The sequence below is a fragment of the Caenimonas aquaedulcis genome, from assembly GCF_015831345.1.
Lineage (GTDB): Bacteria > Pseudomonadota > Gammaproteobacteria > Burkholderiales > Burkholderiaceae_C > Ramlibacter > Ramlibacter aquaedulcis.
This window is the reverse complement of record NZ_JADWYS010000001.1, coordinates 3,215,173-3,239,155: the sequence shown is the minus strand read 5'-3', so window position 1 is coordinate 3,239,155 and position 23,983 is coordinate 3,215,173. Positions and strand designations below refer to the sequence as shown.

22 protein-coding genes are annotated in these 23,983 nt (G+C 69.7%); 17 read left to right on the top strand and 5 right to left on the bottom strand.

The window, feature by feature from the left end:
• The first annotated feature begins 40 nt into the window (after positions 1–40).
• The 5 genes from I5803_RS15540 (at position 41) to I5803_RS15520 (ending at position 6,248) form a co-directional block, all read left to right on the top strand.
• Positions 41–2,986 (top strand): ATP-binding protein, encoded by a 2,946-nt coding sequence (locus tag I5803_RS15540; protein WP_196987241.1) that lies wholly within the window; start codon positions 41–43, stop codon positions 2,984–2,986.
• A gap of 101 nt (positions 2,987–3,087) precedes the next feature.
• Positions 3,088–4,047, top strand: coding sequence for a hypothetical protein (locus tag I5803_RS15535; protein WP_196987240.1), 960 nt, complete (start codon positions 3,088–3,090; stop codon positions 4,045–4,047).
• Positions 4,044–4,901, top strand: coding sequence for an alpha/beta fold hydrolase (locus I5803_RS15530; RefSeq protein ID WP_196987239.1), 858 nt, complete (start codon positions 4,044–4,046; stop codon positions 4,899–4,901). The genes I5803_RS15535 and I5803_RS15530 overlap by 4 nt, the downstream gene beginning before the upstream one ends.
• Positions 4,898–5,725 (top strand): class I SAM-dependent methyltransferase, encoded by an 828-nt coding sequence (locus tag I5803_RS15525; RefSeq protein WP_196987238.1) that lies wholly within the window; start codon positions 4,898–4,900, stop codon positions 5,723–5,725. The genes I5803_RS15530 and I5803_RS15525 overlap by 4 nt, the downstream gene beginning before the upstream one ends.
• 13 nt (positions 5,726–5,738) lie before the next feature.
• Positions 5,739–6,248: a DUF3455 domain-containing protein gene (locus tag I5803_RS15520; protein WP_196987237.1), complete on the top strand. Its 510-nt coding sequence runs from the start codon at positions 5,739–5,741 to the stop codon at positions 6,246–6,248.
• On the opposite strand, the gene asd is transcribed toward I5803_RS15520, so the two are convergent.
• Positions 6,245–7,099, bottom strand: coding sequence for an archaetidylserine decarboxylase (asd, locus tag I5803_RS15515; RefSeq protein WP_196987236.1), 855 nt, complete (start codon positions 7,097–7,099; stop codon positions 6,245–6,247). The genes I5803_RS15520 and asd overlap by 4 nt on opposite strands.
• A gap of 92 nt (positions 7,100–7,191) precedes the next feature.
• Here asd and I5803_RS15510 point away from each other — a divergent pair, with 92 nt between their 5' ends.
• Positions 7,192–7,683 carry a pyridoxamine 5'-phosphate oxidase family protein gene (locus I5803_RS15510; protein ID WP_196987235.1) on the top strand — a complete coding sequence of 164 codons (492 nt, stop codon included), beginning with the start codon at positions 7,192–7,194 and terminating at the stop codon, positions 7,681–7,683.
• Entirely contained in the window at positions 7,680–9,020 is a 1,341-nt protein-coding gene (locus I5803_RS15505) for a GAF domain-containing protein (protein WP_196987234.1), read from the top strand. The genes I5803_RS15510 and I5803_RS15505 overlap by 4 nt, the downstream gene beginning before the upstream one ends.
• Here I5803_RS15505 and I5803_RS15500 read toward each other — a convergent pair.
• Both I5803_RS15500 and I5803_RS15495 read right to left on the bottom strand, forming a co-directional pair.
• Positions 9,017–9,736 carry a hemerythrin domain-containing protein gene (locus tag I5803_RS15500; RefSeq protein WP_196987233.1) on the bottom strand — a complete coding sequence of 240 codons (720 nt, stop codon included), beginning with the start codon at positions 9,734–9,736 and terminating at the stop codon, positions 9,017–9,019. The two genes, I5803_RS15505 and I5803_RS15500, sit on opposite strands and share 4 nt — an antisense overlap.
• 100 nt (positions 9,737–9,836) lie before the next feature.
• Positions 9,837–11,519: a GMC family oxidoreductase gene (locus I5803_RS15495; protein WP_196987232.1), complete on the bottom strand. Its 1,683-nt coding sequence runs from the start codon at positions 11,517–11,519 to the stop codon at positions 9,837–9,839.
• Positions 11,520–11,626: 107 nt separating this feature from the next.
• On the opposite strand from I5803_RS15495, the gene I5803_RS15490 reads away from it, so the two are divergent.
• The 9 genes from I5803_RS15490 (at position 11,627) to I5803_RS15450 (ending at position 19,826) form a co-directional block, all read left to right on the top strand.
• Entirely contained in the window at positions 11,627–12,475 is an 849-nt protein-coding gene (locus I5803_RS15490; protein WP_196987231.1) for a 3-hydroxybutyryl-CoA dehydrogenase, read from the top strand.
• Positions 12,476–12,531: 56 nt separating this feature from the next.
• A complete protein-coding gene (locus tag I5803_RS15485) occupies positions 12,532–13,872 on the top strand; it encodes a TldD/PmbA family protein (RefSeq protein WP_196987230.1) in 1,341 nt (446 codons plus the stop codon).
• On the top strand, positions 13,872–15,161 hold the full coding sequence (locus I5803_RS15480; RefSeq protein WP_196987229.1) for a metallopeptidase TldD-related protein: 1,290 nt from the start codon (positions 13,872–13,874) through the stop codon (positions 15,159–15,161). Before I5803_RS15485 ends, I5803_RS15480 begins: the two co-directional genes overlap by 1 nt.
• Complete coding sequence (locus I5803_RS15475) at positions 15,161–15,724, top strand: methyltransferase family protein (RefSeq protein ID WP_196987228.1); 564 nt, start codon at positions 15,161–15,163, stop codon at positions 15,722–15,724. Before I5803_RS15480 ends, I5803_RS15475 begins: the two co-directional genes overlap by 1 nt.
• 14 nt (positions 15,725–15,738) lie before the next feature.
• The gene (locus tag I5803_RS15470; protein ID WP_196987227.1) at positions 15,739–16,548 is read left to right on the top strand and encodes a crotonase/enoyl-CoA hydratase family protein; all 810 of its coding nucleotides are present in this window, start codon (positions 15,739–15,741) and stop codon (positions 16,546–16,548) included.
• A gap of 178 nt (positions 16,549–16,726) precedes the next feature.
• Positions 16,727–17,173 carry a MarR family winged helix-turn-helix transcriptional regulator gene (locus I5803_RS15465; protein ID WP_196987226.1) on the top strand — a complete coding sequence of 149 codons (447 nt, stop codon included), beginning with the start codon at positions 16,727–16,729 and terminating at the stop codon, positions 17,171–17,173.
• 47 nt (positions 17,174–17,220) lie between these two features.
• The gene (locus I5803_RS15460; RefSeq protein WP_196987225.1) at positions 17,221–17,640 is read left to right on the top strand and encodes an organic hydroperoxide resistance protein; all 420 of its coding nucleotides are present in this window, start codon (positions 17,221–17,223) and stop codon (positions 17,638–17,640) included.
• A 69-nt stretch (positions 17,641–17,709) separates the two neighbouring features.
• Complete coding sequence (locus I5803_RS15455; protein ID WP_196987224.1) at positions 17,710–18,801, top strand: DUF2855 family protein; 1,092 nt, start codon at positions 17,710–17,712, stop codon at positions 18,799–18,801.
• A 23-nt stretch (positions 18,802–18,824) separates the two neighbouring features.
• Positions 18,825–19,826: a serine/threonine protein kinase gene (locus I5803_RS15450; RefSeq protein ID WP_196987223.1), complete on the top strand. Its 1,002-nt coding sequence runs from the start codon at positions 18,825–18,827 to the stop codon at positions 19,824–19,826.
• Between the two features lie 4 nt (positions 19,827–19,830).
• Here the strand turns inward: I5803_RS15450 and I5803_RS15445 are convergent, their stop codons facing one another.
• Together I5803_RS15445 and I5803_RS15440 are read right to left on the bottom strand one after the other, a co-directional pair.
• Positions 19,831–21,912, bottom strand: a complete 2,082-nt coding sequence (locus I5803_RS15445; RefSeq protein WP_196987222.1) for a CAP domain-containing protein — start codon at positions 21,910–21,912, stop codon at positions 19,831–19,833.
• A gap of 64 nt (positions 21,913–21,976) precedes the next feature.
• On the bottom strand, positions 21,977–22,852 hold the full coding sequence (locus tag I5803_RS15440; RefSeq protein ID WP_196987221.1) for a fumarylacetoacetate hydrolase family protein: 876 nt from the start codon (positions 22,850–22,852) through the stop codon (positions 21,977–21,979).
• Between the two features lie 97 nt (positions 22,853–22,949).
• Here I5803_RS15440 and I5803_RS15435 point away from each other — a divergent pair, with 97 nt between their 5' ends.
• Entirely contained in the window at positions 22,950–23,918 is a 969-nt protein-coding gene (locus I5803_RS15435; RefSeq protein WP_196987220.1) for a tripartite tricarboxylate transporter substrate binding protein, read from the top strand.
• The last annotated feature ends 65 nt before the right edge of the window (positions 23,919–23,983 follow it).

Below are 23,983 nucleotides of genomic sequence, written 5' to 3'. Positions count from 1 at the left end.
CATGGCCGTTCCACCCTAGGGCGCGCATAATTTCCCGCCAATGGCGATCGACCTGCACCTGTTCGGCCGCCCGCGGGTGGTCGCCGGCGGGCAGACGTTCGACCTGGCGTTCGAGCGGCGGCACCAGCTGCTGGCCTACCTCGCGCGCAAGGGCGGCTGGATCGGCCGCGCGGAACTCGCGTCCCTGCTGTGGCCGGGTATCGCGGGCAAGCTGGCGCTGGCCAACCTGCGCAAGACGCTGTTTCGCATTCCTTCGCTGCCGTGGCCCTGCGAGCTGCAATCCGATGCCTCGGCGCTGCGCTTCGAAGCGGACACCGACGCCGCGCGCTTCGAAGCCGCGCTGCGGGATAACCGCATCGCCGACGCCCTCGCTTTCGACGCCACCGATTTCCTCGCGGGCTTCGACGACGACGCGAACGAGTCCTGGACCGCCTGGCTCGGATTCGAGCGCGAGCGCCTGCGCGCGTCCTGGCGCGCCGCCGCCGTCGCGCGCATGCAGCAGGAGCTCGACCCGGGCGAGGCGATCGCCCTCACCGCGCGCATGCTGGAGGCCGACCCGATCGACGAGGACGCGGTGCACGCACACATGCAGTGGCTCGCGCGCGCCGGACAAGCCGCCGCTGCGCGCCGCGCCTACCGCGACTTCACCGCGCGGCTGGACCGCGAGTACGGTCTACAGCCCGGCGCCGGCCTGCAGGCGCTGCACGATTCGCTCGACGAAACAGCGCCCGCGCCGCGTGCGCCGGCGGCGCCGCCCGCCCTCGCCGACGACGGCTTCATCGGCCGCTCGCGCGAGTTGCAACAGGTCGGCGACTCGCTCGCGCCCGGCGGCTGCCGCCTGCTGTGCATCGTCGGCCCCGGCGGCGTGGGCAAGACGCGGCTGGCGCGCCGGGTGCTGCAGGAATTCAGCGGACGCTACGCGCATGGCACGGTGTTCGTCGGGCTGGAAACCATCAGCAGCGCGGCGGGCATCGGCGCGGCGCTGGCGCGCGAACTGAAGCTCACGCAGGCCGACATGGAGACGGCGCTCGAGCACCTGCGCGAGCGTGAGGTGCTCGCGGTCCTCGACAACTTCGAGCACCTCGCGCATCTCGCGCGGGACCTGCAGCACCTGCTCGATGCCTGCCCCCGGCTGCAGGTGGTGGTGACCTCGCGCGTCCGGCTGGGCCTTCCCTCCGAATGGTCGCTGCCGCTCGACGGCCTGCCCTGCCCCGACCCGGAAGACGCCGACCGCCTCGAAGCCTTCGACGCCGTGCGCCTGTTCCTGCGCAGCGCGCGGCGGGTGGAGCCGTCGCTGTCGGCTGCGGGCGAGGCGGAGGCGATCATCGCCATCTGCCGCGAGGTGCAGGGGCTGCCGCTCGCGCTGGAACTGGCCGCGTCCTGGACGCGGCTCCTGTCCTGCGAAGCCATCGCCACCGAGCTGCGCGAAGGCACGCAACTGCTGCGCGCCAACGACCCGTCGCTGCCTGAGCGCCACGGCAGCATGGAGGCGGTGTTCGAGCAATCCTGGGCGCTGCTGGGGTCCGCCGAACGCGATGCGCTGGCGCGGCTGTCGGCGTTCCGGGGCGGCTTCACCGCGCATGCCGCCGCGCGCGTGGCACAGGCCTCGCTGCCCGTGCTGGCATCGCTCACGGACAAGTCGCTGCTGCGCAAGGAGGGCGACCGGCTGCGCCAGCATCCCCTCATCCAGCAGCTGGCGGCGCTGCGGCTGCCCGGGGCGCAGCTCGGCGAGACGCAGGCGGCGCATGCGCGCTACTTCCACGACCTGCTGGAGCAGCTCGCCGGCGGCGCCGACCTCGGCGAGCGCGAGGCGCTGGAGCGCATCGAGGCGGAGTTCGAGAACTGCAGCGCCGCGTGGGAATGGTCGGTCGCGCATGGCGACGCCGCGGGCCTCGCGCGCAGCGTCGCGGCGCTGCGCAACTATGCCGACCATCGCGGGCGCTCGCGCGAGGCGCTGGCGCTGGTCCTGCCGGCGCTGGAGATGGGCGCCTCGTCGCCGCTGGTTCTCGCCCGGCTGCGCGTCAACGTGGCCCAGATGCAGTACCGGCTGGACCGCTACGCCGATGCGCTCGCGACCGCGTCGCAGGCGCTGGAAGCGCTGCGCGGCACCCGCGAGCCGACGTTGCGCGTCGCGTGCCTGCGCGTGATCGGCACGTCGCAGCTGCGCCTGTCGCGGCGCGACGAGGCCTTCCGCTCGCTGCAGGAAGCGCTGCGGATCGTGCCGGCCGGCGAGCGCCGCGTCCGCGCCGTCATCCTCGACACTCTCGCCCTCATTGAAAAACGCAGGGGCCGCTACGACGAGGCGATGCGCATGTCGCTGCAGGCGCTCGAGCAGTTCCGCGCCGCCGGCTACGTCGCCGCGGAGGCGCTGTGCCTGAACAACCTCGGCGCACTGCAGATCGACCGCGGCGACCCGGCCTCGGCGATGCCCTTCCTCTCCGCCGCCCTCGAGCTCGCGGGGAAGCACGGGCTTGCGAACACGCGCGTCTACGCGCTCGCCAACCTCGCGGAAGCCAGCCTGGGCATGGGCGACCATCCCGCGTGCCGGCGCTGGGGCGCGGCCGCGATCGAGGTCGCGCAGGCTGCCGCCAACCCGAGCGTGGAGAGCGCGGTGCGGGTGCACCTCGCGCGCTGCGCGATCCGTGAAGGCGACCTGGAGCGTGCCCGCGCCGAGCTGGGGCAGGGCGCGGAACTCGCCAATGCCATCGGCCGGCCGGGCATGCAGTTCGAAGCGCTCATGTGCTTCGGCGAAGTGCTGGCCGCGCAGGGCGAAAGCCATGCGGCCGGGCTCGTGCTGCACGCGGCGGCGGCGGACGCGGCCACCAGCGAGCACGACCGCGCGCGCGTGCAGGCGCTGCGGCGCACGCTGGGCCTCGCGGACGCCACCGGCCACCCGACGGTCGGCTTCGCCGAGCTCGCGCAGCGCATCGCCACCGAAGCGCCGGTGCGCCATGCGCCGCTGCTGGCGGCCCTGCGCGCCGGCTGATCGCCTCCCGCCCGGATCCCTGGTGAAAGGGGCGTGCAACGCCCGTGCAACGCCCTGCCGCGCACAGTGCGGGCTCCATCCACTTCACCAGGACTTCCCTTATGGACTCCACCGTCATCGAGCGGGCGCCGGCCGGCACCGCCAACCGCTACGCCCAGTGCATCGAGGCCTCCAAGCGCGTGCGCTGGGACATCGACCGCGACGTGATCCGCGGCCGCGACTTCGACTACACCCGCAAGTTCCTGCCGGACAGCCTGTCGAAGGTGCAGGCACTGCCCTTCCTCTCGCCCACCGAGAAGCGTTTCCTCTCGCAGGTGCAGGGACGCACCTACGCCAACATGTTCGCCCTCGTCGAACGCTTCATCGGCTCCAAGACCACCGAGCTCTCGCAGGCGCACAGCCTGGGCGACCAGGTGGCGTTCGAGGCGCTCGTGCGCCTGACCGACGAGGAGCTGAAGCACCAGGAGCTGTTCCGCCGCCTGGACGTGCTGATGGCAGCCGGCATGCCGGCCGGGTATACCTTCCTGCCGCAGCCCAACGAGGTGGCCGAGGTCGTGCTGGGCAAGGGCGACTGGGCCGTCATGGCGCTCACCCTGGACATCGAGATCTTCTCGCAGGTGCACTACCGCGCCAGCATCGAGCCGGACGGCGAGCTGTCCGCCCTCTGGAAGGACGTGTTCCTCTTCCACTGGAAGGAAGAGTCGCAGCACGCGATCCTGGACGAGCTGGAGTGGCGCCGCGTGCACGCCGCGACGAGCGAGGCCGAGCGCGACCGCGGCGTCGACGAGCTGATCGAGCTCGTGGGCGCGGTCGACGGCATCTGCCAGGCGCAGTCGGCCTGCGACGCGGCGTACTTCATGAAGAACGCCGGCCGCAAGTTCACGCCTGCGGAGCAGGAGAAGGTCCAGGACGTGATGCTCCAGGCGTATCGCTGGCAGTACGTGGCGAGCGGCGCGCAACTCGCCCGCTACGGCGAAGTGCTGCAGGCGTTGACCACGCCCGCGCAGATGGCGCGAATCCAGGCCGCGCTGGCGCCGGTGTTCGCGCACGTCGGGGCATGACCGCCGCGCCGCCCCCGCAGGACGACCGGGCGACCGTCGTCCTGCTGCACTCCAGCGCGGGGTCGCCCCGGCAGTGGCAGGAACTCGTCGAGGAGCTGCGCCGCGACTTTCGCGTGCTCGCCGTCGAGTTCCACGGCCACGGCATGCGCCCGGACTGGCCGCACGAGCGCCGCATGACGCTCGCGGACGACGCCGGGCTCGTGCTGCCCCTGCTGGAAATGGTGGGCGGCGCGCATGTCGTGGGCCACTCGTACGGCGCGGCGGTGGCGCTCAAGCTCGCGTGCATGCGCCCGCTGCTCGTGCACAGCGTCGCGGCCTACGAGCCCGTGCTCTTTCGCCTGCTGATCGACGACACCGCGCACCCGCAGGCCGGGGCCGACGTGCTGCGCACCGCCGCCTCGATGCGCGACCGCCTGAAGGCCGGGCAGCCGGCGCAGGCCGCGCGCCTGTTCATCGACTTCTGGTCCGGCGCGGGTGCGTGGCAGTCGCTCGACGGCAAGGCGCAGCGCTCCATCGAGGCGCGCATGCCCAGCGTGATCCGCCACTTCGAAGCGCTGTTCGCCGAGCCCTTCCCGCGCGAGCAGCTCGCCCACATGGCGATGCCCATGCTCCTGCTGTCCGGCAGCCGCACGGTCGAAGCGGCGCGCCGCGTCGCGCGCCTCTTGCGCGCCGCGCTGCCGCTCGCCGAGCACCAGGAGCTGCCCGGCATGGGCCACATGGGTCCCGTCACCCATGCCAAGGCCGTCAACGAACGCATCCGCCAGTTCCTGCGTCCCCATGCGCGCTTCGCCAGCACCTCGGTGCTGCCCGGGCGCGCGCTCACCTCCCTTCCCGACCAACCATCGACATCATGACCACTCTCACACATGCCATTCCTTCCCCCCACTTCGCCGCCATCAAGGCGAAGCAGCAAGCCACCTGGGCCAGCGGCGATTTCGCCGTGATCGGCACCACCCTGCAGATCGTCGGCGAGGACCTCGCCGAAGCCGTCGACCTGCGCGCCGGCGAGCGCGTGATCGACGTCGCGGCCGGCAACGGCAATGCGACGCTCGCCGCCGCGCGCCGCTTCGCGCAGGTCACTTCCACCGACTACGTGCCCGAGCTGCTGCAAAAGGGCGCCGCCCGCGCCGCCGCCGAAGGACTGTCGGTGTACTTCAAGACGGCCGATGCCGAAGACCTGCCTTTCGAGGAAGAGAGCTTCGACGTGGCGCTCTCGACCTTCGGCGTCATGTTCGCGCCCGACGCGCACCGCTGCGCCTCCGAGCTCGTGCGCGTCGTGCGCCGCGGCGGCCGCATCGGCCTCGCGAGCTGGACGCCGTCGGGCTTCCTGGGCGACCTGTTCAAGGTGGTCGGCAGCTTCGTGCCGCCGCCCGCCGGCGTGGCCTCCCCCATGCAGTGGGGCGACGAAGCGCGCATCGAGGCGCTGTTCGCGCCGCACGGCCGCATCGACATGCGGCGGCGCATCTTCAACTTCCGCTACGTCTCGGCCGCGCACTGGGTGCAGGTGTTCCGCGACTTCTACGGCCCCACGCACAAGGCCTTCGCGGCGCTCGACGAAGGCGGTCAGCGCAAGCTGAACGATGCGCTGACCGACCTGCTGGAGCGCGCGAACGTCGGCGGGCCGGCGTCGCTGGTCGTGCCGGCCGAGTACCTCGAAGTCGTCGTGACGCTGGATTGAAGGAGACGCCGACATGAAACTCCAAGCCACCGTCCTGTCCTGCGCACTCGCCGTCCTCGCGTCGGGCTGCGCGCAGACGCCGCCCGCGCTCCAGCCATCGCAGGCCGAGCTCCCGCTGCTCACGCTGCAGGCCGCCGGCACGCAGCAGTACGAATGCCGCGGCGCGGCGAACGGCCCGCAATGGACGTTCGTCGCACCAGAAGCGGACCTCTACGACGCGACCGGCGAACGCGTCGGCCATCACTTCGCCGGGCCCACCTGGGAGCTGCGCGACGGCAGCCGCGTCACGGCGACCGTGTCCGCGCGCCACCAGCCGAAGGGAGCGGATTCGATCCCCTGGCTGCTCCTCGCGGCGCGCCACGCCGACACGCCGGACAAGCTGTCCGCCGTCACCAGCATCCAGCGGCTGGACACGGTGGGCGGCGCCGCGCCGGCGCAGGGCTGCACGTCCGCCACGATCGGCGCGGTGACGCGCGTGCCGTACGCGGCGCGCTATGTGTTCTTCGCGCGCAGGGGCGCCTAGCCGCCGCCCGACGCGTCGCCCATCGGCTCGCCGAGCCGCACGGGCCGCGTCGGCTCCCAGTCCTTGTGGAAGGCGATCACGTTCTTCGTGAAGAGCATGACCACGGTCGAGCCGAGCAGGAAGCGCCCCATCTCGGCGCCCTTGGCGAGCACGATGTTCTGGTCGTCGTAGCGCCACTCGCGGATGTCGCGCGTGCGCGGCGGGTTCACCACGCCGTGCCACACCGTCTCCACGCTGCCCACGATGGTCGCGCCGACGAGCACGTTGACGAAGGGGCCGAAGGCGGTGTCGAACACGCACACCACCCGCTCGTTGCGCGCGAACAGGCTGGGCACGTGGCGCGCCGTCAGCGGGTTCACGGAGAACAGGTCGCCGGGGATGTAGATCATCCGCGTCAGCCGGCCCTCGCAGGGCATGTGGATGCGGTGGTAGTCCTTGGGCGCGAGGTAGAGCGTGGCGAAGTGGCCGTGGTTGAACTGGTGCGCGAGCGCCTGGTCGCCGCCGACGAGCGCGCGTGTCGAATAGCTGTGGCCCTTGGCCTGGAAGATCTGGTCGTGCTCGATCGGGCCGAACTGGCTGATCGCGGCGTCCACCGGGCAGACGAAGGGCGCGTCGGCGATCGGGCGCGCGCCTTCCTTCAGGGGGCGGGTGAAGAACTCATTGAAGCTCGCGTAGCTCTCGACACGCGGGTCGGCCGCCTCCTCCATGTTGACGCCGTATTTCCTGATGAAGTTGCGGATGATGCGATGCGTGATCGGCCCGCCGTGCCAGCTCGCCACCCAACCTGCGAACACGGTGAGCCAGCGCTTGGGCAGGAGGTATTGCGGCGCGACGGCCAGGCGGGTGGTCACTGGTTGGAACCTTCGTGTTGGAAAAGCGGAAAGACAGCCGAAAATTCTAGGCTACCCGCAGCCGCCCGGGGCGCCTGCGACACAATTGAGGCATGCCCACGCCCCAGCTTCCGTCCGAGGTGCTCGCGATGATGCGGCGCGGCGTGTCGGCCATCGTCGCGTCGCGCGACGCCGACCTGCGGCCGAGCTTGATGCGCGCCATGGCCACCCGGGTGGGCGAAGACGGCGCCGGTATCACCGTCTACCTGGCGCGCAGCCAGGCGGGACAGGTGCTGCAGGACATCGCGGCCAACGGGCACATCGCCGTCGTGTTCAGCGAGCCTTCCACGCATCGCACCGTGCAGGTCAAGGCCACGCGCGTGCAGGTGCGGCAGGCCGGGGCATCCGACGAAGCGGCGGTCGCGCGTTACCTCGCCTCCATGGAGCGGGAGCTGGCCCACGTCTACATCCCGGCGCCGCTCACGCGCGCGATGCTCGCCTGCCGGCTGGAGGATCTCGTGGCGGTGAGCTTCGTGCCCGAGTACGCCTTCGACCAGACCCCCGGGCCGCAGGCCGGCACGCGCCTGCCGGGGATGCGCGCATGAGCGAGCCGCAACTCGGCGACATCCGCATCTGCCTGGAAGGCGTGATCCCGGCGGTGATGGCCACCTGCGCCGCCGACGGGATGCCCAACGTCGCGTACATCTCTCAGGTGTACTACGTGGACGAGCGGCACGTCGCGCTGTCCTTCCAGTTCTTCAACAAGACGCGGCAGAACATCCTGGCCAACCCGCGCGCATCGGTCCAGCTCATCCACCCGCAGACCGCCGCCTTCTATCGCCTGCACATCCGCTACCTGCGCACCGAAACGCAGGGACCCCTGTTCGAGGGGATGAAGGCGCAGCTGGCAGGCATCGCGTCGCACACCGGCATGCAGGGCGTGTTCCGCCTGCTCGGCTCCGACGTGTACGAAGTGGAGCGGATCGAAGCCGTTCCGGGCGCGCCGCTGCCCCTGCCGGCGCCGCGCAGCGGCATGCTGGCCGCCGTGCGCCGCTGCAGCGAGCGCCTCGCGCGCTGCGCATCGCTCGACGAAGCGCTCAATGCCGTGCTCGCGACGCTCACGGACTTCATGGGCGTGGAGCACGGCATGGTGCTCATGCTCGACGACGCCGCGCAGCGCCTGTACACCGTCGCAAGCTGCGGCTACGCGACCTCCGGCGTGGGCTCTGAAGTGCTGATGGGCGAAGGCGTGATCGGCGTCGCCGCGCGCGAACGCACGCCGGTGCGCGTCTCGCACATGACCAACGCGTACCTGTACAGCCAGGCGATGCGCAGCAGCTTCGAAGCGAACATCCCGGACCTGGAAGCCGTGACGCAGATCCCGTATCCCGGCCTGGCCGAGCCGCACAGCCAGCTCGCGGTGCCGGTGATGTCCGCAGGCAAGGTGCTGGGCGTGCTGTTCGTCGAAAGCCCGCACGACCTGCAGTTCGGCTTCGAGGACGAGGACATGCTGGTGGCGGTGGCCGGCCACCTGGGCGCGACCATCGACCTCATGCAGGCGACGACCGACGCGCCCGAGGCGGCGCCGCCCGCCATCGCGCCCTCCCCCGCCGCCGGCGCGCCGCTGCAGCTGCGCCATTACGCGAGCAACGACAGCGTCTTCGTCGGCGACACCTACCTCATCAAGGGCGTGGCGGGCGCGATCCTGTGGAAGCTCCTGAACGACCACCGGCGCGAGGGACGCACGGAATTTTCGAATCGCGAATTGCGCCTCGACGCGTCCATCGGCCTGCCCGACGTCAGCGACAACCTCGAGGCGCGGCTCGTGCTGCTGCGCCGCCGGCTCGAGGAACACGGCGGCGACATCCGCATCGAGAAGACCGGGCGCGGGCGCTTCCGCCTGGACCTCGCCCGGCCCGTGGTGCTCACCGAATCCAGTTAGGCCGGCTGCGCGAGCTGCAGGCTCGCCGCGAGCTTCGCCCACTCCGCTTCGGCGAGGTGGGGGCGCACCGTGTCCAGGATCGCCTGGAACGCCGGCGGCGGCGCATTGCGCTGCACGTCCGACAGCAGGCCGGCGCGCTCCTGCGGGTTCATGAAGGGCACGAGCCAGCGCATGCCGAACATCATTTCCGCGGGCGGGATCGAGGCGACCAGCCGGTGGTGGATGCCTTCCAGCTCGGCGTCGGTGTAGCGCGCCCACAGCACCGCGTTGTGCGCCGTCTCTTCGACGTACATGTGCTGGTAGTTCTCCGCCACGAAGAGCGAGAGCTGGCGATACAGGTCCAGCGCGGCCCCCGCGCGCGAATCGGCCGGCGTCGCGCGCAGCGCGGCGACGCTGCGGCCCAGGGCGGCGATGTGCGCCTCGTGTTCGACGTGCTCGTGCGCGATGCGCTCGCTCGCACCCGCCGCGCGCGCCTCGATGGCGGTGTGCAGGTACTCGTTCTCGTGGCCCAGGTGGGACGTGCAGAAGTCCAGCAGCTCGAGCACGCGCTGCGTCACCTGCGCGACTTCCAGCTCGTCGGTGCTGTCCATGCGGCCGACCGCGAGCAGGGTGTCGGCCATGAGGGCGCGGATGGCCTTGTGGATGCCGGCGTAGATGTCGTGGCGTGGGGCCTGCGTCGCGGCGACCTGCCGCAGTTCGTTGGCGTCGTTCTTCATGTCGTTTCTTTCGCTTCTTCGGATGTTGTGCGGCACACGATGCGCCACACGAGGAAGCGAAGTCTAGAAACGGCGGCGCCGGCGCGCCGCTAAGAAATACTTAAGCAATCCCTAAAGTTTCCTTAAGCGGCGCCGCCGGTGCAATAGACGCGGGATCCGTGTGAACTGCATCACGCTGCGCGGTGCGCGCGTCCGCCTTGATCATGTCGGCCGCCTTCTCCGCGATCATGATCACGGGCGCATTGGTGTTGCCGCCCACGATGCGCGGCATGATGCTCGCGTCCACCACGCGCAGGCCCTCGAGGCCGTGCACGCGCAGCCGCGCGTCCACCACGGCCATGCCGTCGCCGCCCATGCGGCAGGTGCCCACCGGGTGGTAGATCGTGTCGGCGTGGTTGCGCACGAACTGCTCGAGCTGCGCATCCGTGCGCGCGTTGGCCGAGCGCTCGTGCTCGCGCCCGCCATGCGCGGCCAGGGCCGGCTGCCCGAGGATGCCGCGCATGATGCGAAAGCCCTTGACCAGCAACCGCAGGTCGTCCGGATCGCCCAGGAAATCGGGGTCGATGAGCGGCGCCGCGAGCGGGTCGTTGCTCGCGAGTTGCACGCTGCCGCGGCTCTTCGGGCGCAGCAGGCATACGTGGCAGGAGTAGCCGTGGCCGAACACCGTCTTGCGGCCGTGGTCCACCAGCTTGCCGATGACGAAGTGCAGCTGCAGGTCGGGCGCGGGCTCGGCCGGGTCGCTCTTGATGAAACCGCCCGCCTCCGCGAAGTTGGTGGTGAGCATGCCCGTGCGATGGGCGCGCCATTCGAAGACGCCCTCGATCAGCCGCAGCACGCCGCCCGGCGACAGGCCGAACAGGTCCTTGAGCTTCGGCGCGTCGACCACCATCACGACGTCGGGATGGTCGTGCAGGTTGCGCCCGACGCCGGGCAGGTCGTGCACGACCGACACGCCCTTGTCCCGCAGGTGCGAGGCCGGGCCCACGCCCGAGAGCATCAGCAGCTGGGGCGAGGTGATCGCGCCGGCGCACAGCAGCACTTCGCGCCGGGCCCGCAGCTCGGCGGGCTGCCCGGCCCGCAGGTAGGCCACGCCCGTCGCGCGCTTGCCCGTGAAGAGCACGCGCGTGGTGTGCGCGCCGGTGATCACGTGCAGGTTGGGACGCGCGCGGTTGGGCGCGAGGTAGGCCTTGGCGGCGCTGAAGCGCTCGCCGCCCTTGTGCGTCACCTGGTACATGCCCACGCCCTCCTGCTGCGGGCCGTTGAAATCGGTGTTGGCCGGAAAACCCGCCTGCACCGCCGCCTTCACGAATTCGGGGCCCCAGCGGTTGGGGCTGCGCAGGTCCATCACGTTGAGCGGGCCGCCCGTGCCGTGGAACTCGTCCGCGCCGCGCTCGTTGTGTTCCGCGCGCCTGAAATACGGCAGCACGTCGCTCCACGACCAGCCCTCGTTGCCGAGCGCGGCCCAGTGGTCGTAATCGCTGCGGTGGCCGCGCGCGTAGATCATGGCGTTGACCGAGCTCGAGCCGCCCAGCACCTTGCCGCGCGGCTGGTAGCCCCGCCGGCCGTTCAGGCCCGGCTGCGGCACCGTCTGGAACGCCCAGTTCGCCTGCCCGTTTTTCGCGAGCACCGCCAGGCCGCCGGGACAGTGGATCAGCACGCTGTCGTCGGGCGGGCCCGCTTCCAGCAGCGCCACCCGCACCTGCGGGTCTTCGGACAGGCGCGCGGCGAGCACGCAGCCCGCCGAGCCGCCGCCCACGATGATGTAGTCGTATTCCGCTGTCATGGCGCCCGGTCCTTCTTCTTGCATCCGCGGGCCAGATTACCTCGAAAGTCGCGTCCCGCACAGGCTGCTTGTACCATTGCCGATTCACTTTTTCCGCTGGGGGCGGCATGGACATTCGAACAGTGGGCATCATCGGCGCGGGCACCATGGGCAACGGCATCGCGCAGGCCTGCGCGGTCGCGGGCCTGAAGGCCGTCATGGTCGACATCGACGAGGCGGCCGTGGCCCGGGGCGTGGCCACGGTCTCGGGCAGCCTCGACCGGCTCGTCAAGAAGGACAAGCTTACCGCCGCGGACAAGGACGCCGCGCTCGCGCGCATCCAGGGCAGCACGCGCTACGAGGACCTGCAGTCCGCGCAGCTCGTGATCGAGGCCGCCACCGAGAACCACGCGCTCAAGATGAAGATCCTGAAGCAGGTCGACAGCCTCGTCGCGCCGGAGGTCATCCTGGCGTCGAACACGTCGTCGATCTCCATCACCAAGCTGGCCGCCGCCACCTCCCGCGCCGACCGCTTCATCGGCATGCACTTCTTCAACCCCGTGCCGATGATGGCGCTGGTGGAGATCATCCGCGGCCTCGCGACGAGCGACGCCACGCACGATGCGGTGAAGGCCCTGGCCGTCTCCCTGGGCAAGTCGCCCATCACCGTGAAGAACGCGCCGGGCTTCGTCGTCAACCGCATCCTGGTGCCGATGATCAACGAGGCCTTCTTCGTGCTGGGCGAGGGGCTCGCGACGGCCGAGGACATCGACGCGGGCATGAAGCTCGGCTGCAACCAGCCGATCGGCCCGCTCGCCCTGGCCGACATGATCGGCCTGGACGTGTGCCTGGCCGTCATGGAGGTCTACCTCGCCGAATACGGCGACTCCAAGTACCGCCCCTGCCCGCTGCTGCGCGAGATGGTGGCCGCCGGGCGGCTCGGCAGAAAAACCGGTCGCGGCGTTTACAGCTACTGATTACCATGTCGGGTCGCGCGGCCGACCCGGCCGGCGCGCCCTGGAAGGACCCGCCGATGACCTATCTGGAAACGCGCACCCACGAGTTGCGCAAGCGCCGCCTCATGATGGTGGACGGCGCCCTCACCCTCAACACCGAAACCGCCGAAAGCGGCGCCAGCGTGCGCGTCAACGACGCGGGCTACTGGGGCTTCGCGGCCAGCAGCGATGCGCGCGCGGACACCGTGGCACGCCTCACCGACGAAGCGAAGCGCAACGCGGCGGCCATGGGCCGCTTCGGCAGGCGGGACGCCTCCACGCTCTCGGGCGGCGCTTACCGCGGCGAGCATGTGTTCCGCGGCAAGCCAGCCCTCGGCCGCAAGGAACTGGTCGAGCGCATGGCCGAGCTCAGCGCGTACTGCAGGCAGCGCTACCCGGGGTTGAAGTCCACCCGCGTGGTGGTCACCGACGAATTCCACGGCAAGCGCCTGTCCACGAGCAACGGCGCCGATGCGCTCAACACCATTGCTCGCGCCGCGTGCCACGTGATCTTTACGGCCGAAGGCGCGGATGGCGCGCCGGTGGAACTGATCGACTACGACAGCGCCAAGGGCAGCCTCGCCGACCTCGACCTGAGCGTCTCCGGCTGGGAAGGCCGGCTCGACGAACTGCACCGCCACCTGCTCGCCAAATGCGACGCGGTGCCCGCGCGCGGCGGCCTGCGCACGCTGGTGCTCGCGCCGGCGCTGGCCGGCATGCTCGCGCACGAGGCGATGGGCCACCCCTGCGAAGCCGACATCGTGCTGGGTGGCGCCGTCACGCGCAGCCTCGTCGGGAAGCGCGTCGCCAGCGATCTCGTCACCATGATCGACGTCGCGCACCACATGGACGGCGAGGAAGTGATGATCCCCGTGTACGCCGACGACGAAGGCACGCCCGCGACGGACGCCGTGCTGATCAAGGACGGCATCCTCACGCAGTTCATGAGCAGCCGGGAGACCGCCGCGCAGCTCGGCATCGAGGCCACCGGCAGCGCGCGCGCCTACCTGCCGGCCGACGAGCCGCTCGTGCGCATGCGCAACACCGTGATCCTGCGCGGCAAGAGCAAGCTGGACGACATGATCGCCGGCGTGGACGACGGCTACTACCTGATGAAGACGATGAACGGCCAGGCCGACTCCACGACCGAATTCATGTTCGGCATCAGCCTGGCCTACGAAATCAAGAACGGCAAGCTCGGGCGCGCGATCAAGGACACCACCGTGTCCGGCTCCGCGATCAAGGCCCTGCAGACCGCCGACGCCGTATCGGACGACATGCACTGGAGCTGCTCCGGCTACTGCGGCAAGAAGCAGCCGATGGTCGTTTCGATGGGCGGCCCCGCCCTGCGGGTGCAGGCCCACATGGGAGGCGAGTGATGGCGTACGACACCGACCTCCTTTCTCCCGCCTCGTCGGCGCTGGACATGATGCGCGCCGCGGGCTTCGAGCATGCGCAAGTCACCGCGTCGCGCTCGGCGCTCGACGAACTCAACGCCAACGAGAACGTGCCCACGCTGCTGCGCAGCACCGAATCCTTCAAGCTGCAGCTGCAGGGCATCGTCGACGGGCGCTCCGCGTCCGCCGAGGTCGTGGGCTTCGACAAGGAGCGCGTGCAGTCCGCGATCGCCGACCTGTTCGCCGATGCCGGCTCCGCGCCCCGCGACGACGCGAACGCGGTGTCCTCCGGCCAAACCGCGAAGATCGTGCGCGGGCCGCAGCAGGGCGACCGCGAGCAGCTCGCCGGCAGCATCGCGCAGGTGCTTGCGTTCCGCGAACGCGAGGCGCCGCAGATGATGGTGCGCCAGGCGGAGGCGCAGCACCACCTGTACGGCTGGCAGACGCTCACGACCGGCGGCAGCGACCTCTCGGGCAGCCTCGGCTGGTATTCCTTCGTCGTGGGCGGCACCGCGCGCGACGGCGCGAAGTCCAGCTCCATGGCCTATACCTGGGGCAACACGGACCAACTCTCGTCCGCGCCGATCGAGCAGCAGTTCGGCATCGCCGACATGTTCCGCTCCGCGCTGAAGCAGATCGAAACCCGGCCCGTGGACAGCAAGTTCGAAGGCGACGTCGTGCTCATGCCGCACGCGGTCGAGTCGCTGATGGGATGGCTGCTCGGGCAGCTGGGCGACATGCAGCTGATCGCCGGCAGCTCGGTGTACCGCGAGCGGGTCGGCCAGCAGATCGCATCGCCGCTCTTCACGCTGCGCAGCCGCTTCGACGCGTCCGGGGTGGCGCCGGTGTCGGCGGATGCGTTCGTGACGCCGGACCTCACGGTGGTTGACCAAGGCACGCTCAAGACGCTGACGCCCACGCTCTACGGCAGCCGCAAGACGGGCTTGCGGCACGTGCCGGTCGCGCCCGGCGGCTGGGACGTCGCGCCGGGTACGACGCCGCTGGCGGACATGGTGGGCGGCGTGCGGCGCGGCGCGCTCGTGGGCCGCCTGTCGATGGGCGCGCCCGCGCCGAATGGCAACTTCTCCGGCGTGATCAAGAACAGCTTCGCGATCGACGGCGGCGAGGTCGGGCCGGCGCTGTCGGAGACCATGATCACCGGCAACATGGCGAAGATGCTGCAGGACATCACCGCCGTGAGCCGCGAGACGCAGGACGGCTCCGGCGTACGCCTGCCGTGGTTGCGAATCTCGGGCCTGCATTTTTCCTGATGCAGCTCTTCATCCTGCTCTTCATCGCGCTGTGCGTTGCATTCGCGCTGGAAGAGTTCGTGCTGATCAAGCCGGTGTCCACCATCGCGCAGTCCGACCCGGTGAGCCGCTGGATCGAGCTGCTCGCGATCTGGGTGCCCGCCATCGGCATGTCGATCACCGGGGCCACGGTACGCGCCTTCGGCGAGTTGTGGATGCAGGGGCTGGTCAACGCGATCGGCGTGATCCTGTGCCTCGCCGGGCTCGCGCTGCGGTACTGGTCGCGGCGCGTGCTGGGCCGCTTTTTCACCATCGGCGTCGTGCGGCAGGAGGGCCACCGCGTGGTGCGTGAAGGCCCCTACCGGCACGTGCGGCACCCCGGCTACCTCGCCTTCGTCCTGTTCTACGCGGGCCTGCCTCTGGTGGTGGGTAGCTGGCTCGGCCTTCTCGTGCTCGCAGTGCCGGCACTGTCCATCTTCGCAGTGCTCGTCACGGTGGAAGACCGCAAGCTCGAGCAGGAGCTGGGCGCCGACTACACGCAATACAAGGCCGAATCGGCGCGCATGATCCCCGGCATCTGGTGACAATGGACAAGCCGATGACGCTTCCCGAAGCGCCGCCCGAAGGCGGCATCCATTGCGAGCAGCGCGGCGCCTTGCTGCTCATCGGCATCAACCGCCCCGCGAAATACAACGGCTTCACGCCGCGCATGTTCAAGGAGCTCGGCGAGGCGTACACGCGTCTCGACGACGACCCGCAGCTGCGCGTGGGCGTGCTGCATGCCTTCGGCAAACACTTCACGGCCGGCCTGGACCTGCCGACGATCGCGCCCTTGATGCAGCGCGGCGAGAAGGCGATTCCGGAGGGGATGGTCGAACCGACGGACCTCGGCACGCCGGGGTATCGCCGCCGCACCAAGCCGATGGTGGCGGCGGTCAAGGGCATCACCTACACGCTGGGCATCGAGCTCATGCTCGCCGCCGACATCGTGGTGGCGGCCGACGACTGCCGCTTCTCTCAGCTGGAAGTCAAGCGCGGCATCATGGCCACGGGCGGTGCGACGCTGCGCATGGCAGAGCGCGCGGGCCTGGGCAATGCGATGCTGCACCTGCTGACGGGCGACGAGTTCGGTCCCGCCGAAGCGCTGCGGCTGAACTTCGTGCAGAAGGTGGTGCCTGCCGGGCAGGAGCTGGAGGAGGCGCTTCGCATCGCGGAGGCCATCGCCGGCCAGGCCCCGCTGGCCGTGGTCGCCACGCGCCTGAACGTGCTGAAGGCGATCGAGCAGGGCCCGCTGGAAGCGATGACGGATTTCATCGCGACGCAGAAGCGGCTGTCGGGCAGCGAAGATGCTGCCGAGGGCGTGAGGTCCTTCGTTGAGAAACGGGCAGCGCGATTCACGGGAAGCTGAGCCGGACTTGGCCGGACGCAGAATTCGCGGAAGTTACGCAGAAGAAGCCCAGAAGAAGTGCAAATTTTATGGGTCTTTTTCTGCGAAATTCTGCGCCACCTCTGCGAATTCTGCGTCCGGATGTTGGCGGTCTGACATTTATATTGCACACAATTTAATTTGACGCTATAATTCACCCATGGCGCAAAAATTCGATCCTGACCAGGCCCTGCTGCTCGACAACCAGCTGTGCTTCGCGCTCTATTCCACATCGCTCGCGATGACCAAGCTCTACAAGCCGATGCTCGACGAGCTCGGCCTCACCTACCCGCAATACCTCGCCATGCTCGCCCTCTGGGAGCGCGACGGTTTGATGGTGTCCGAGCTCGGCGAGAAGCTCTTCCTCGACTCCGGCACCCTCACGCCCCTCCTCAAGCGGCTCGAAGCCGCCGGCTACATCGCCCGCATCCGCGACGTGCAGGACGAGCGGCGCGTGCACATCACCCTCACCGCCGCGGGCCGCAGGCTCAAGGCGAAGGCGCAGAAGATTCCCGGCTGCATCCTCACGGCCGCCCAGTGTTCCGTTCCCGAGCTCATCGGGCTCACGCAGCAGATTCGCGGCTTGCGCGAACGGCTCGCGGGCTGACCGCCCGCACCCACCCCCTTCACTCACGAAGACCAAAGGAAACCACCATGACCACCAAACTCGACAAAGTGCTGTACACCGCCAAGGCCCACACCACGGGCGGCCGCGACGGGCAGTCGCGCACCGACGACGGCCGCCTCGACATCAAGCTGTCGCCCCCCGGCCAGCCGGGCAACGGCACCAACCCCGAGCAGCTGTTCGCGGCCGGTTACTCCGCCTGCTTCATCGGCGCGATGAAGGCCGTCGCCGCCAAGACCAAGGCGACGCTGCCGCAGGACCTCGCGATCGACGCGGAAGTCGACCTCGGCCCCACGCCCGGCGCCTACGGCATCGCCGTGCGCATGAACGTCAGCCTGCCGGGCATGGACCGTGCCGCCGCCCAGGCGCTGCTCGACGCCGCGCACCAGGTCTGCCCGTACTCCAACGCGACCCGCGGCAACATCGACGTCGCGATCAACCTGGTCTGATCCCGCGCCCTGTCGCGCAGGCGGCCCGCCCGTGTTGAACGGGCGGGCCGTTTCGTATACGGTGGCTGCATGAGCACCACCACCCTCCTCGTGCGCCAGGACCGGCTGGGCGAATCGCGCCTGCGCAGCACCGACCCCCAGCCCCTCGCCGACGGCCAGGTGCGCGTGCGCATCGACCGCTTCGCGCTCACGTCCAACAACATCACCTACGCCGCGTTCGGCGACGCGATGAACTACTGGAAGTTCTTTCCCACCGGGGAAGACGGCTGGGGCATCGTGCCGGTGTGGGGCTTCGGCACGGTGGTGCAGTCGCTGCATCCCGGCGTCGCCGTCGGCGAGCACCTCTACGGCTACTGGCCGATGGGGAACGAAGCCGTGCTGCAGCCTGCGCGCCTGTCGAGCAGCGGGTTCAGCGACGCGGCGCCGCACCGCGCCGAACTGCACGCCGTCTACAACCAGTACCTGCGCTGCAACGCGGATCCGTTCTACACGCCGGACACGCAGGACGTGCAGGCGCTGCTGCGGCCGCTCTTCGTCACCTCCTGGCTGATCGACGATTTCCTCGCGGACAACGACTTCTTCGGCGCGACGACGATGCTGCTCTCCAGCGCCTCGAGCAAGACGGCGTACGGCACCGCGTTCCAGCTGGCGCAGCGCCCCGGCATCGAAGTCGTCGGCCTCACGTCCGCCGCCAATCGCGCGTTCTGCGAGAGCCTGGGCTGCTACACGCGCGTGCTGGCCTACGAGGAGCTGGACCGGATCGCCGCGGATACACCGTGCGTCTACATCGACTTCGCCGGCAACGCGGACTTGCGCAAGCGCGTCCACACGCGCTTTTCGCAGCTCAGGTACAGCTGCTCCATCGGCGGCACGCACGTGGAGCAGCTCGGCGGCGCGAAGGACCTCCCCGGCCCGCGCGCGACGCTCTTCTTCGCACCGGCGCAGATCAAGAAGCGCCAGGGCGACTGGGGACCGCAGGAGCTGGGCAAGCGGCTGGTGCAGGCCTGGCATGCCTTCCGCGAGAAGGTCTCGCGCCCCGACGCGCCGTGGCTGCGCGTCGAGGAGCATCGCGGCGCGCAAGCCGTGCAAGCGGCCTATGCGCAGGTGCTGGGCGGCCGAGGCGATCCGCGCGCCGGACACATGCTGTCGCTTCTCGACTGAGGATTGCAGTCCACAATCGCGGGATGTCTTCACATCCCTACGAGGTGCTCACGCCCGACGCAGTCATGGACGCGCTCGATGCCGTCGGCCTGCGCGGCGACGGCCGCCTGCTCGCGCTGAGCTCCTACGAAAACCGCGTCTACCTCGCGCACCTGGAAGAGCCGGTGCAGGGCCATGGCGCGATCGTCGCCAAGTTCTACCGGCCGGGCCGCTGGAGCGAGGCGCAGATCCTGGAGGAGCACGCGTTCTCCGCCGAACTCGCCGAAGCGGAAATCCCCGCCGTCGCGCCGCTGGTGCTCAACGGTGCGACCCTGCACCACCACGCCGGCTTCGCCTTCAGCGTCAGTCCGCGGCGCGGCGGGCGTGCGCCCGAACTCGACGACGGCGAAGTGCTGGAGTGGATCGGCCGCTTCCTCGCGCGCATCCACATCGTGGGCGGCAAGCGCGCTTTCGAGACCCGGCCCGCGCTCGACGTCCACACCTTCGGCGAGGAGCCGAGACAGTGGCTGCTCGAACACCAGAAGATCCCGCTGGACGTGCAGTCCGCATGGGAGAAGCAGTGCGACATCGCGCTGCGCATGATCGCGGACACCGCGCTGGGCGGCAACACCGACGCCGGCACGCGATTCCTGCGCCTGCACGGCGACTGCCATCCGGGCAACATCCTCTGGACGCCCGATGCCGGCCCGCACTTCGTGGACCTCGACGACGCGCGCATGGGGCCAGCGGTGCAGGACATGTGGATGCTGCTCTCGGGCGACCGCGCGCAACGGCAAAAGCAACTCGGTGCACTGGTGGACGGCTACGAGCAGATGCGCGAATTCGACCACGAGGAGCTCGCGCTGGTCGAACCGCTGCGCACCCTGCGCCTCATCCACTACAGCGCGTGGCTCGCGCGGCGCTGGGCCGACCCGATCTTCCCGATCAACTTTCCGTGGTTCGGCAGCAGCGACTACTGGCAGGGCCAGGTGCAGATGCTGGAGGAGCAGATCGAGGCGATGGCGGAGCCGGCGCTGGTGGTGTAGTGCGTCAAGGCGAGCAGCCCGTCTGCCCGAACCAATAGGTGCGCGTGCCCGCACTGGTCGGAACGGAGCCCCCGTTCAGGTAGTACACGTTGCTGTCCTGCGAGGAGACACCCAGGTAGAAGCCCGTCGCCGCATAGTGGCGGAAGTAGTACGCACCGATCGTCTGCGACGCGGAAGGCGGCGAGAACAGTCCGGGGTAATTCGCCTCCGCCCAGTTGAACAGGCAATCCGGCCCTGTCGCGGCGGCGGTCACGCTCACGGGCTTGAGCAATCCCCAATCGGAGTAGTAGCCATACATGCCGGCGCGCGCCTGCAGCGCAAAGCTGCCCGAGCCTGCGGTCGCCTGGAAGCTGGTCGTCACGGCCTCCGTCGGCGGATTGGCACTCACCGCGGAGAAGCCGGCGAGCTGGATGGCGTCCACGTACCAGCCGATGCCGGTGCTGGATTGCGGGTACCAGCTGCCCTGCCCTACCGCGTAGCGCCAGCGCAGGCGGATCGTGCGGTTCGCGTACGCGGCCAGCGAGATCGACTTGGTGCTGAACGAAGTCTCGCCGAACGACGACGTGGTGCCGTTCTGCTGGCCCGCCTGCTCGAAGACGGCGGTCCAGTTCGCGCCGTCGTCGACCGAGACCTCCACCAGCGCGCGCTGCATGGGCGTCGACAGTCCGAGGCGGCTTGCGAATTGCAGGGTCGACGAAGCAGTGGCCGCGAGCGCCTGGTTCAGCGTCATCGTCTGGTCCGTGGCCTGCGGCTGCGCAAAGTGGAAGGACGCGGCGCCGCTCGCCGACACATCGGAGGCGATCACCGCATACCCTGCGCTGGTCGACAGCGTGAAGTTGCCCGTGCCTGCCTCGGCGCCATCCACCAGCGTGTACGGCGTGGTGGCGAGCGTGCGCCACTCATAGGAGGTCGCGCCCGTCACGGCGTTGAAGCTGTACGTGCCCGCCTGCCCCGCGTCGAGCGTCGAGCTGCCGCTGATCGCCAACGGGTCCGAAGCGGTCGCATCGGGATCAAAGACCGTCGTCGTGTAGCTGAAACTCCTCGCAAAGCCGTTAACGACCACGTTCGACACGGTGACCTGGTACACCGTATCGCCCGAGGGCTTCGCCCAATTCATGCCATCGACGTACGCGCCTGGGAACCACACCAGCGCGTTCTCCCCGACGCCGTTGACAGGCACCTCCTTGCGCGTCGCGATGGGCACGCCGTTCTCGGTCATCGTGACCGTGGCGGCGGAGAAGTCGGCGTTGGGATACGCGAACGACCAGCGCGGATAGACCACCGGGTAGGGTGCATAGCCCTTGGGCGGCCACGCCACGAAGTCGTCGCGCACCGCCGGCCGCGGGTTGAAATAGTTCGCGTCGATCACCCACAACGCGTTGGCGCGCACGCCGCCGTCCACATCGCCCGCGCCCATCAGTTGCGTCTGCGGATACAGCACCCAGCGGCGATGGCCCGCCGCGGCGTTGTTGTCGCCGGAATCGCGCATGTAGCCGTCGCTGATGCTGTCCGCGCCGTAACGGCCGAGCGCGAGGTTCGACTTGCCCGCCGCTTCCGCCGCCGTGGCGTTGTAGCAGGTCCAGTTGGCCGGCGGGGTGTGGCTGAGGCTGTTGTTGGCCGCCATCAGCATCGCGGCCTGCTGCGCCTTCTGGTTGAAGCCCGTGTCGAACTGCACCGACGCGGGCACGCCGGCCATCGCGCGGAACCAGTTGATGCGGCGAAGCTCAGCAGCGCGGAAATCGGCCGAGGCGTCGCCGGCATCGCAGCTGGCGAGATGGCCCGTCCACCCGATCGCCGCCGAGGTGGAAGACGCATACACCGTGCGGTAGAAAAGCAGCACCTGCGCGCGATTGGCGGCGTCGATGACGTATCCGCCGTTGGTGGAGGCCTGGGCCTGCCGGCCACCGGGATCATGCGAAGGCTGCAGGCCCTGCGTCGAATCGGGGGCCGCCGGCGGCACCGGGCCCGTGCGCGGCCGGTCCGCGCGCAGCGGCGCAACGGGCGCGTCGCCACCGCCGCAACCTGCGATGAACGCGACCAGCGCGGCGCAGAGCGATGCGCGCAGCGCGCGCGAAGAAGGAACCATCGTCGATCTCCAGCCCAACCATGGGCGAGCTGGTGACTGTGCCCGAGCTTGCGCCCGGACGCAATTACAGGACGGGGTTTTCCAGCGCGCCGATGCCGTCGATCTCCACCCGCACCACGTCGCCGGCCTTCAGGTACTTCGGCGGTTTGAAGCCGATGCCCACGCCCACCGGCGTGCCAGTGGCGATGACGTCGCCCGGATACAGCGTGATGCCGGCCGACAGCGTCTCGATCAGCGTCGGGATGTCGAAGATGAGGTCGGTGGTGGACGCGTTCTGGCGCTCCTCGCCGTTCACGAAGCAGCGCACCTGCGTCTTCGTGCCGTCGCATTCGTCGGCGCTGACGAGCCAGGGGCCCATCGGGCAGAAGGTGTCGAAGGACTTGCCCAGCACCCACTGCAGGTGGCGGCTCTGCCAGTCGCGCGCGGTCACGTCGTTGACGATCGTGTAGCCCCAGACGTGCTTCATCGCGTCCGCCTTGGTGATGCCCTTGCCGCCCGTGCCGATGATGACGGCGAGCTCGGCCTCGTAGTCGATGGCGGTGGAGACTTCGGGCACGATGCGGATCGCCTCGCCCTGGCCGATCACCGATTCGGGCACCTTGGTGAAATAGATGGGCACCGCCGGCACGTCGCCCCCTGCCTTGGCGCTGCTGTCGAAGCCGCTTCCCGCGAATTCCTTCGCATGGGCGTGGTAATTCTTTCCTACGCAGAAGATGTTGCGGCGCGGCCGCGGGATCGGCGCGGTCAGCTTCACCTGGGCCAGGGGCACCGCCGCCCCCGTGGCGGGCAGCGCCTCGCCGCGCGAGAGCGCCTCGATGAGCGGCAGCGCGCCGAGCGCGCATTGCGCCGCATCCAGCGCGAACGGCCGGATCGACTGCAGGTCGGGCGACACCAGCCCGACAGCGGGCTGGCCCTGGTGGATGTAGGCGGCGATCCTCATGGGGAAAACTCTCTGGCAAAGGGGCGGTCAATGTAGCATGCTAACGAACGCATTTCCAGTCGTACCGCTAACCCCTTTCGCTGTCCGGGAGACACCCATGAAACGCCGCATCGTCCTGGCCGCCTCCGCCCTGCTGCTGTCCGCCGCCGGGCTGGCCCAAGCCCAAACCTATCCCACCAAGCCGATCACGATGATCGTGCCCTTCCCGCCGGGCGGCCTGGCCGACATCGTCGCGCGGCCCGTGGCCGAAGCGATGTCGCGCGATCTCGGCCAGCCGGTCGTGATCGAGAACCGCGCCGGCGCGGGCGGCGGCATCGGCATGGCCTACGTGTCGAAAGCGCCCGCCGACGGCTACACGATCCTCATGTCGCTCTCGTCGCTCACGGTACTGCCGGAGGCGGACGTCGTGCTCGGCCGTGCGCAGATGTATGCGCTCAATTCGCTGCGCCCGATCGCGCGCTTCACCGCCGACCCGACCGTGCTGGCCGTTCGCGCGGACGCGCCGTGGAAGACCGTGAAGGACTTCGTCGAGGACGCGAAGGCGCATCCGGGCACCATCAACTACGGCTCGTCGGGCAACTACGGCACGATGCACGTGCCGATGGAAATCCTCGCGCAACAGGCGGGGATGAAGATGACGCACGTCCCCTATACCGGCGCGGCGCCTGCCGTGGTCGCGCTGCTTGGCGGGCAGATCCAGGCGCTGTCCACCGGGCCCGCCACGGTGCTGCAGCACGTGAAGGCCGGCAAGGTGCGCGTGCTCGCCCACTGGGGCACGGGCAAGCTCGAATCCATGCCGGACGTCCCCTCGCTGAAGGACTCGGGTTACAACGCGGAATACGCGCAGTGGTCGGGCCTGTTCATCCCCGCGAACACGCCGGATGCGGTGGCGCAGCGCCTGCGCGCCGCGGCGCGCGCCGCCGCCGCCGATGCGAAGGTGAAGGACATCATCCTGAACGCCGGCAGCCCGGTGCTCTACCAGGACACGCCGGACTTCGAGAAGTACGTGCAGGCCGACGCGAAGCGCATGGCGGACGTGGTGAAGAAGATCGGCAAGGTGGAGTGACGCTTGCCGAGACCTCTTGAACGCAGGGGGCGCGAAGGTTGCGCAGGGGGCGCGGAGAAAATGGA

Bases quoted from the DNA above. Each gene is read 5' to 3' on its own strand.
- I5803_RS15540 (WP_196987241.1), top strand. From the start codon at position 41: ATGGCGATCGACCTGCACCTGTTCGGCCGCCCGCGGGTGGTCGCCGGC.
- I5803_RS15535 (WP_196987240.1), top strand. From the start codon at position 3,088: ATGGACTCCACCGTCATCGAGCGGGCGCCGGCCGGCACCGCCAACCGC.
- I5803_RS15530 (WP_196987239.1), top strand. From the start codon at position 4,044: ATGACCGCCGCGCCGCCCCCGCAGGACGACCGGGCGACCGTCGTCCTG.
- I5803_RS15525 (WP_196987238.1), top strand. From the start codon at position 4,898: ATGACCACTCTCACACATGCCATTCCTTCCCCCCACTTCGCCGCCATC.
- I5803_RS15520 (WP_196987237.1), top strand. From the start codon at position 5,739: ATGAAACTCCAAGCCACCGTCCTGTCCTGCGCACTCGCCGTCCTCGCG.
- I5803_RS15510 (WP_196987235.1), top strand. From the start codon at position 7,192: ATGCCCACGCCCCAGCTTCCGTCCGAGGTGCTCGCGATGATGCGGCGC.
- I5803_RS15505 (WP_196987234.1), top strand. From the start codon at position 7,680: ATGAGCGAGCCGCAACTCGGCGACATCCGCATCTGCCTGGAAGGCGTG.
- I5803_RS15500 (WP_196987233.1), bottom strand. From the start codon at position 9,736: ATGAAGAACGACGCCAACGAACTGCGGCAGGTCGCCGCGACGCAGGCC.
- I5803_RS15495 (WP_196987232.1), bottom strand. From the start codon at position 11,519: ATGACAGCGGAATACGACTACATCATCGTGGGCGGCGGCTCGGCGGGC.
- I5803_RS15490 (WP_196987231.1), top strand. From the start codon at position 11,627: ATGGACATTCGAACAGTGGGCATCATCGGCGCGGGCACCATGGGCAAC.
- I5803_RS15485 (WP_196987230.1), top strand. From the start codon at position 12,532: ATGACCTATCTGGAAACGCGCACCCACGAGTTGCGCAAGCGCCGCCTC.
- I5803_RS15480 (WP_196987229.1), top strand. From the start codon at position 13,872: ATGGCGTACGACACCGACCTCCTTTCTCCCGCCTCGTCGGCGCTGGAC.
- I5803_RS15475 (WP_196987228.1), top strand. From the start codon at position 15,161: ATGCAGCTCTTCATCCTGCTCTTCATCGCGCTGTGCGTTGCATTCGCG.
- I5803_RS15470 (WP_196987227.1), top strand. From the start codon at position 15,739: ATGACGCTTCCCGAAGCGCCGCCCGAAGGCGGCATCCATTGCGAGCAG.
- I5803_RS15465 (WP_196987226.1), top strand. From the start codon at position 16,727: ATGGCGCAAAAATTCGATCCTGACCAGGCCCTGCTGCTCGACAACCAG.
- I5803_RS15460 (WP_196987225.1), top strand. From the start codon at position 17,221: ATGACCACCAAACTCGACAAAGTGCTGTACACCGCCAAGGCCCACACC.
- I5803_RS15455 (WP_196987224.1), top strand. From the start codon at position 17,710: ATGAGCACCACCACCCTCCTCGTGCGCCAGGACCGGCTGGGCGAATCG.
- I5803_RS15450 (WP_196987223.1), top strand. From the start codon at position 18,825: ATGTCTTCACATCCCTACGAGGTGCTCACGCCCGACGCAGTCATGGAC.
- I5803_RS15445 (WP_196987222.1), bottom strand. From the start codon at position 21,912: ATGGTTCCTTCTTCGCGCGCGCTGCGCGCATCGCTCTGCGCCGCGCTG.
- I5803_RS15440 (WP_196987221.1), bottom strand. From the start codon at position 22,852: ATGAGGATCGCCGCCTACATCCACCAGGGCCAGCCCGCTGTCGGGCTG.
- I5803_RS15435 (WP_196987220.1), top strand. From the start codon at position 22,950: ATGAAACGCCGCATCGTCCTGGCCGCCTCCGCCCTGCTGCTGTCCGCC.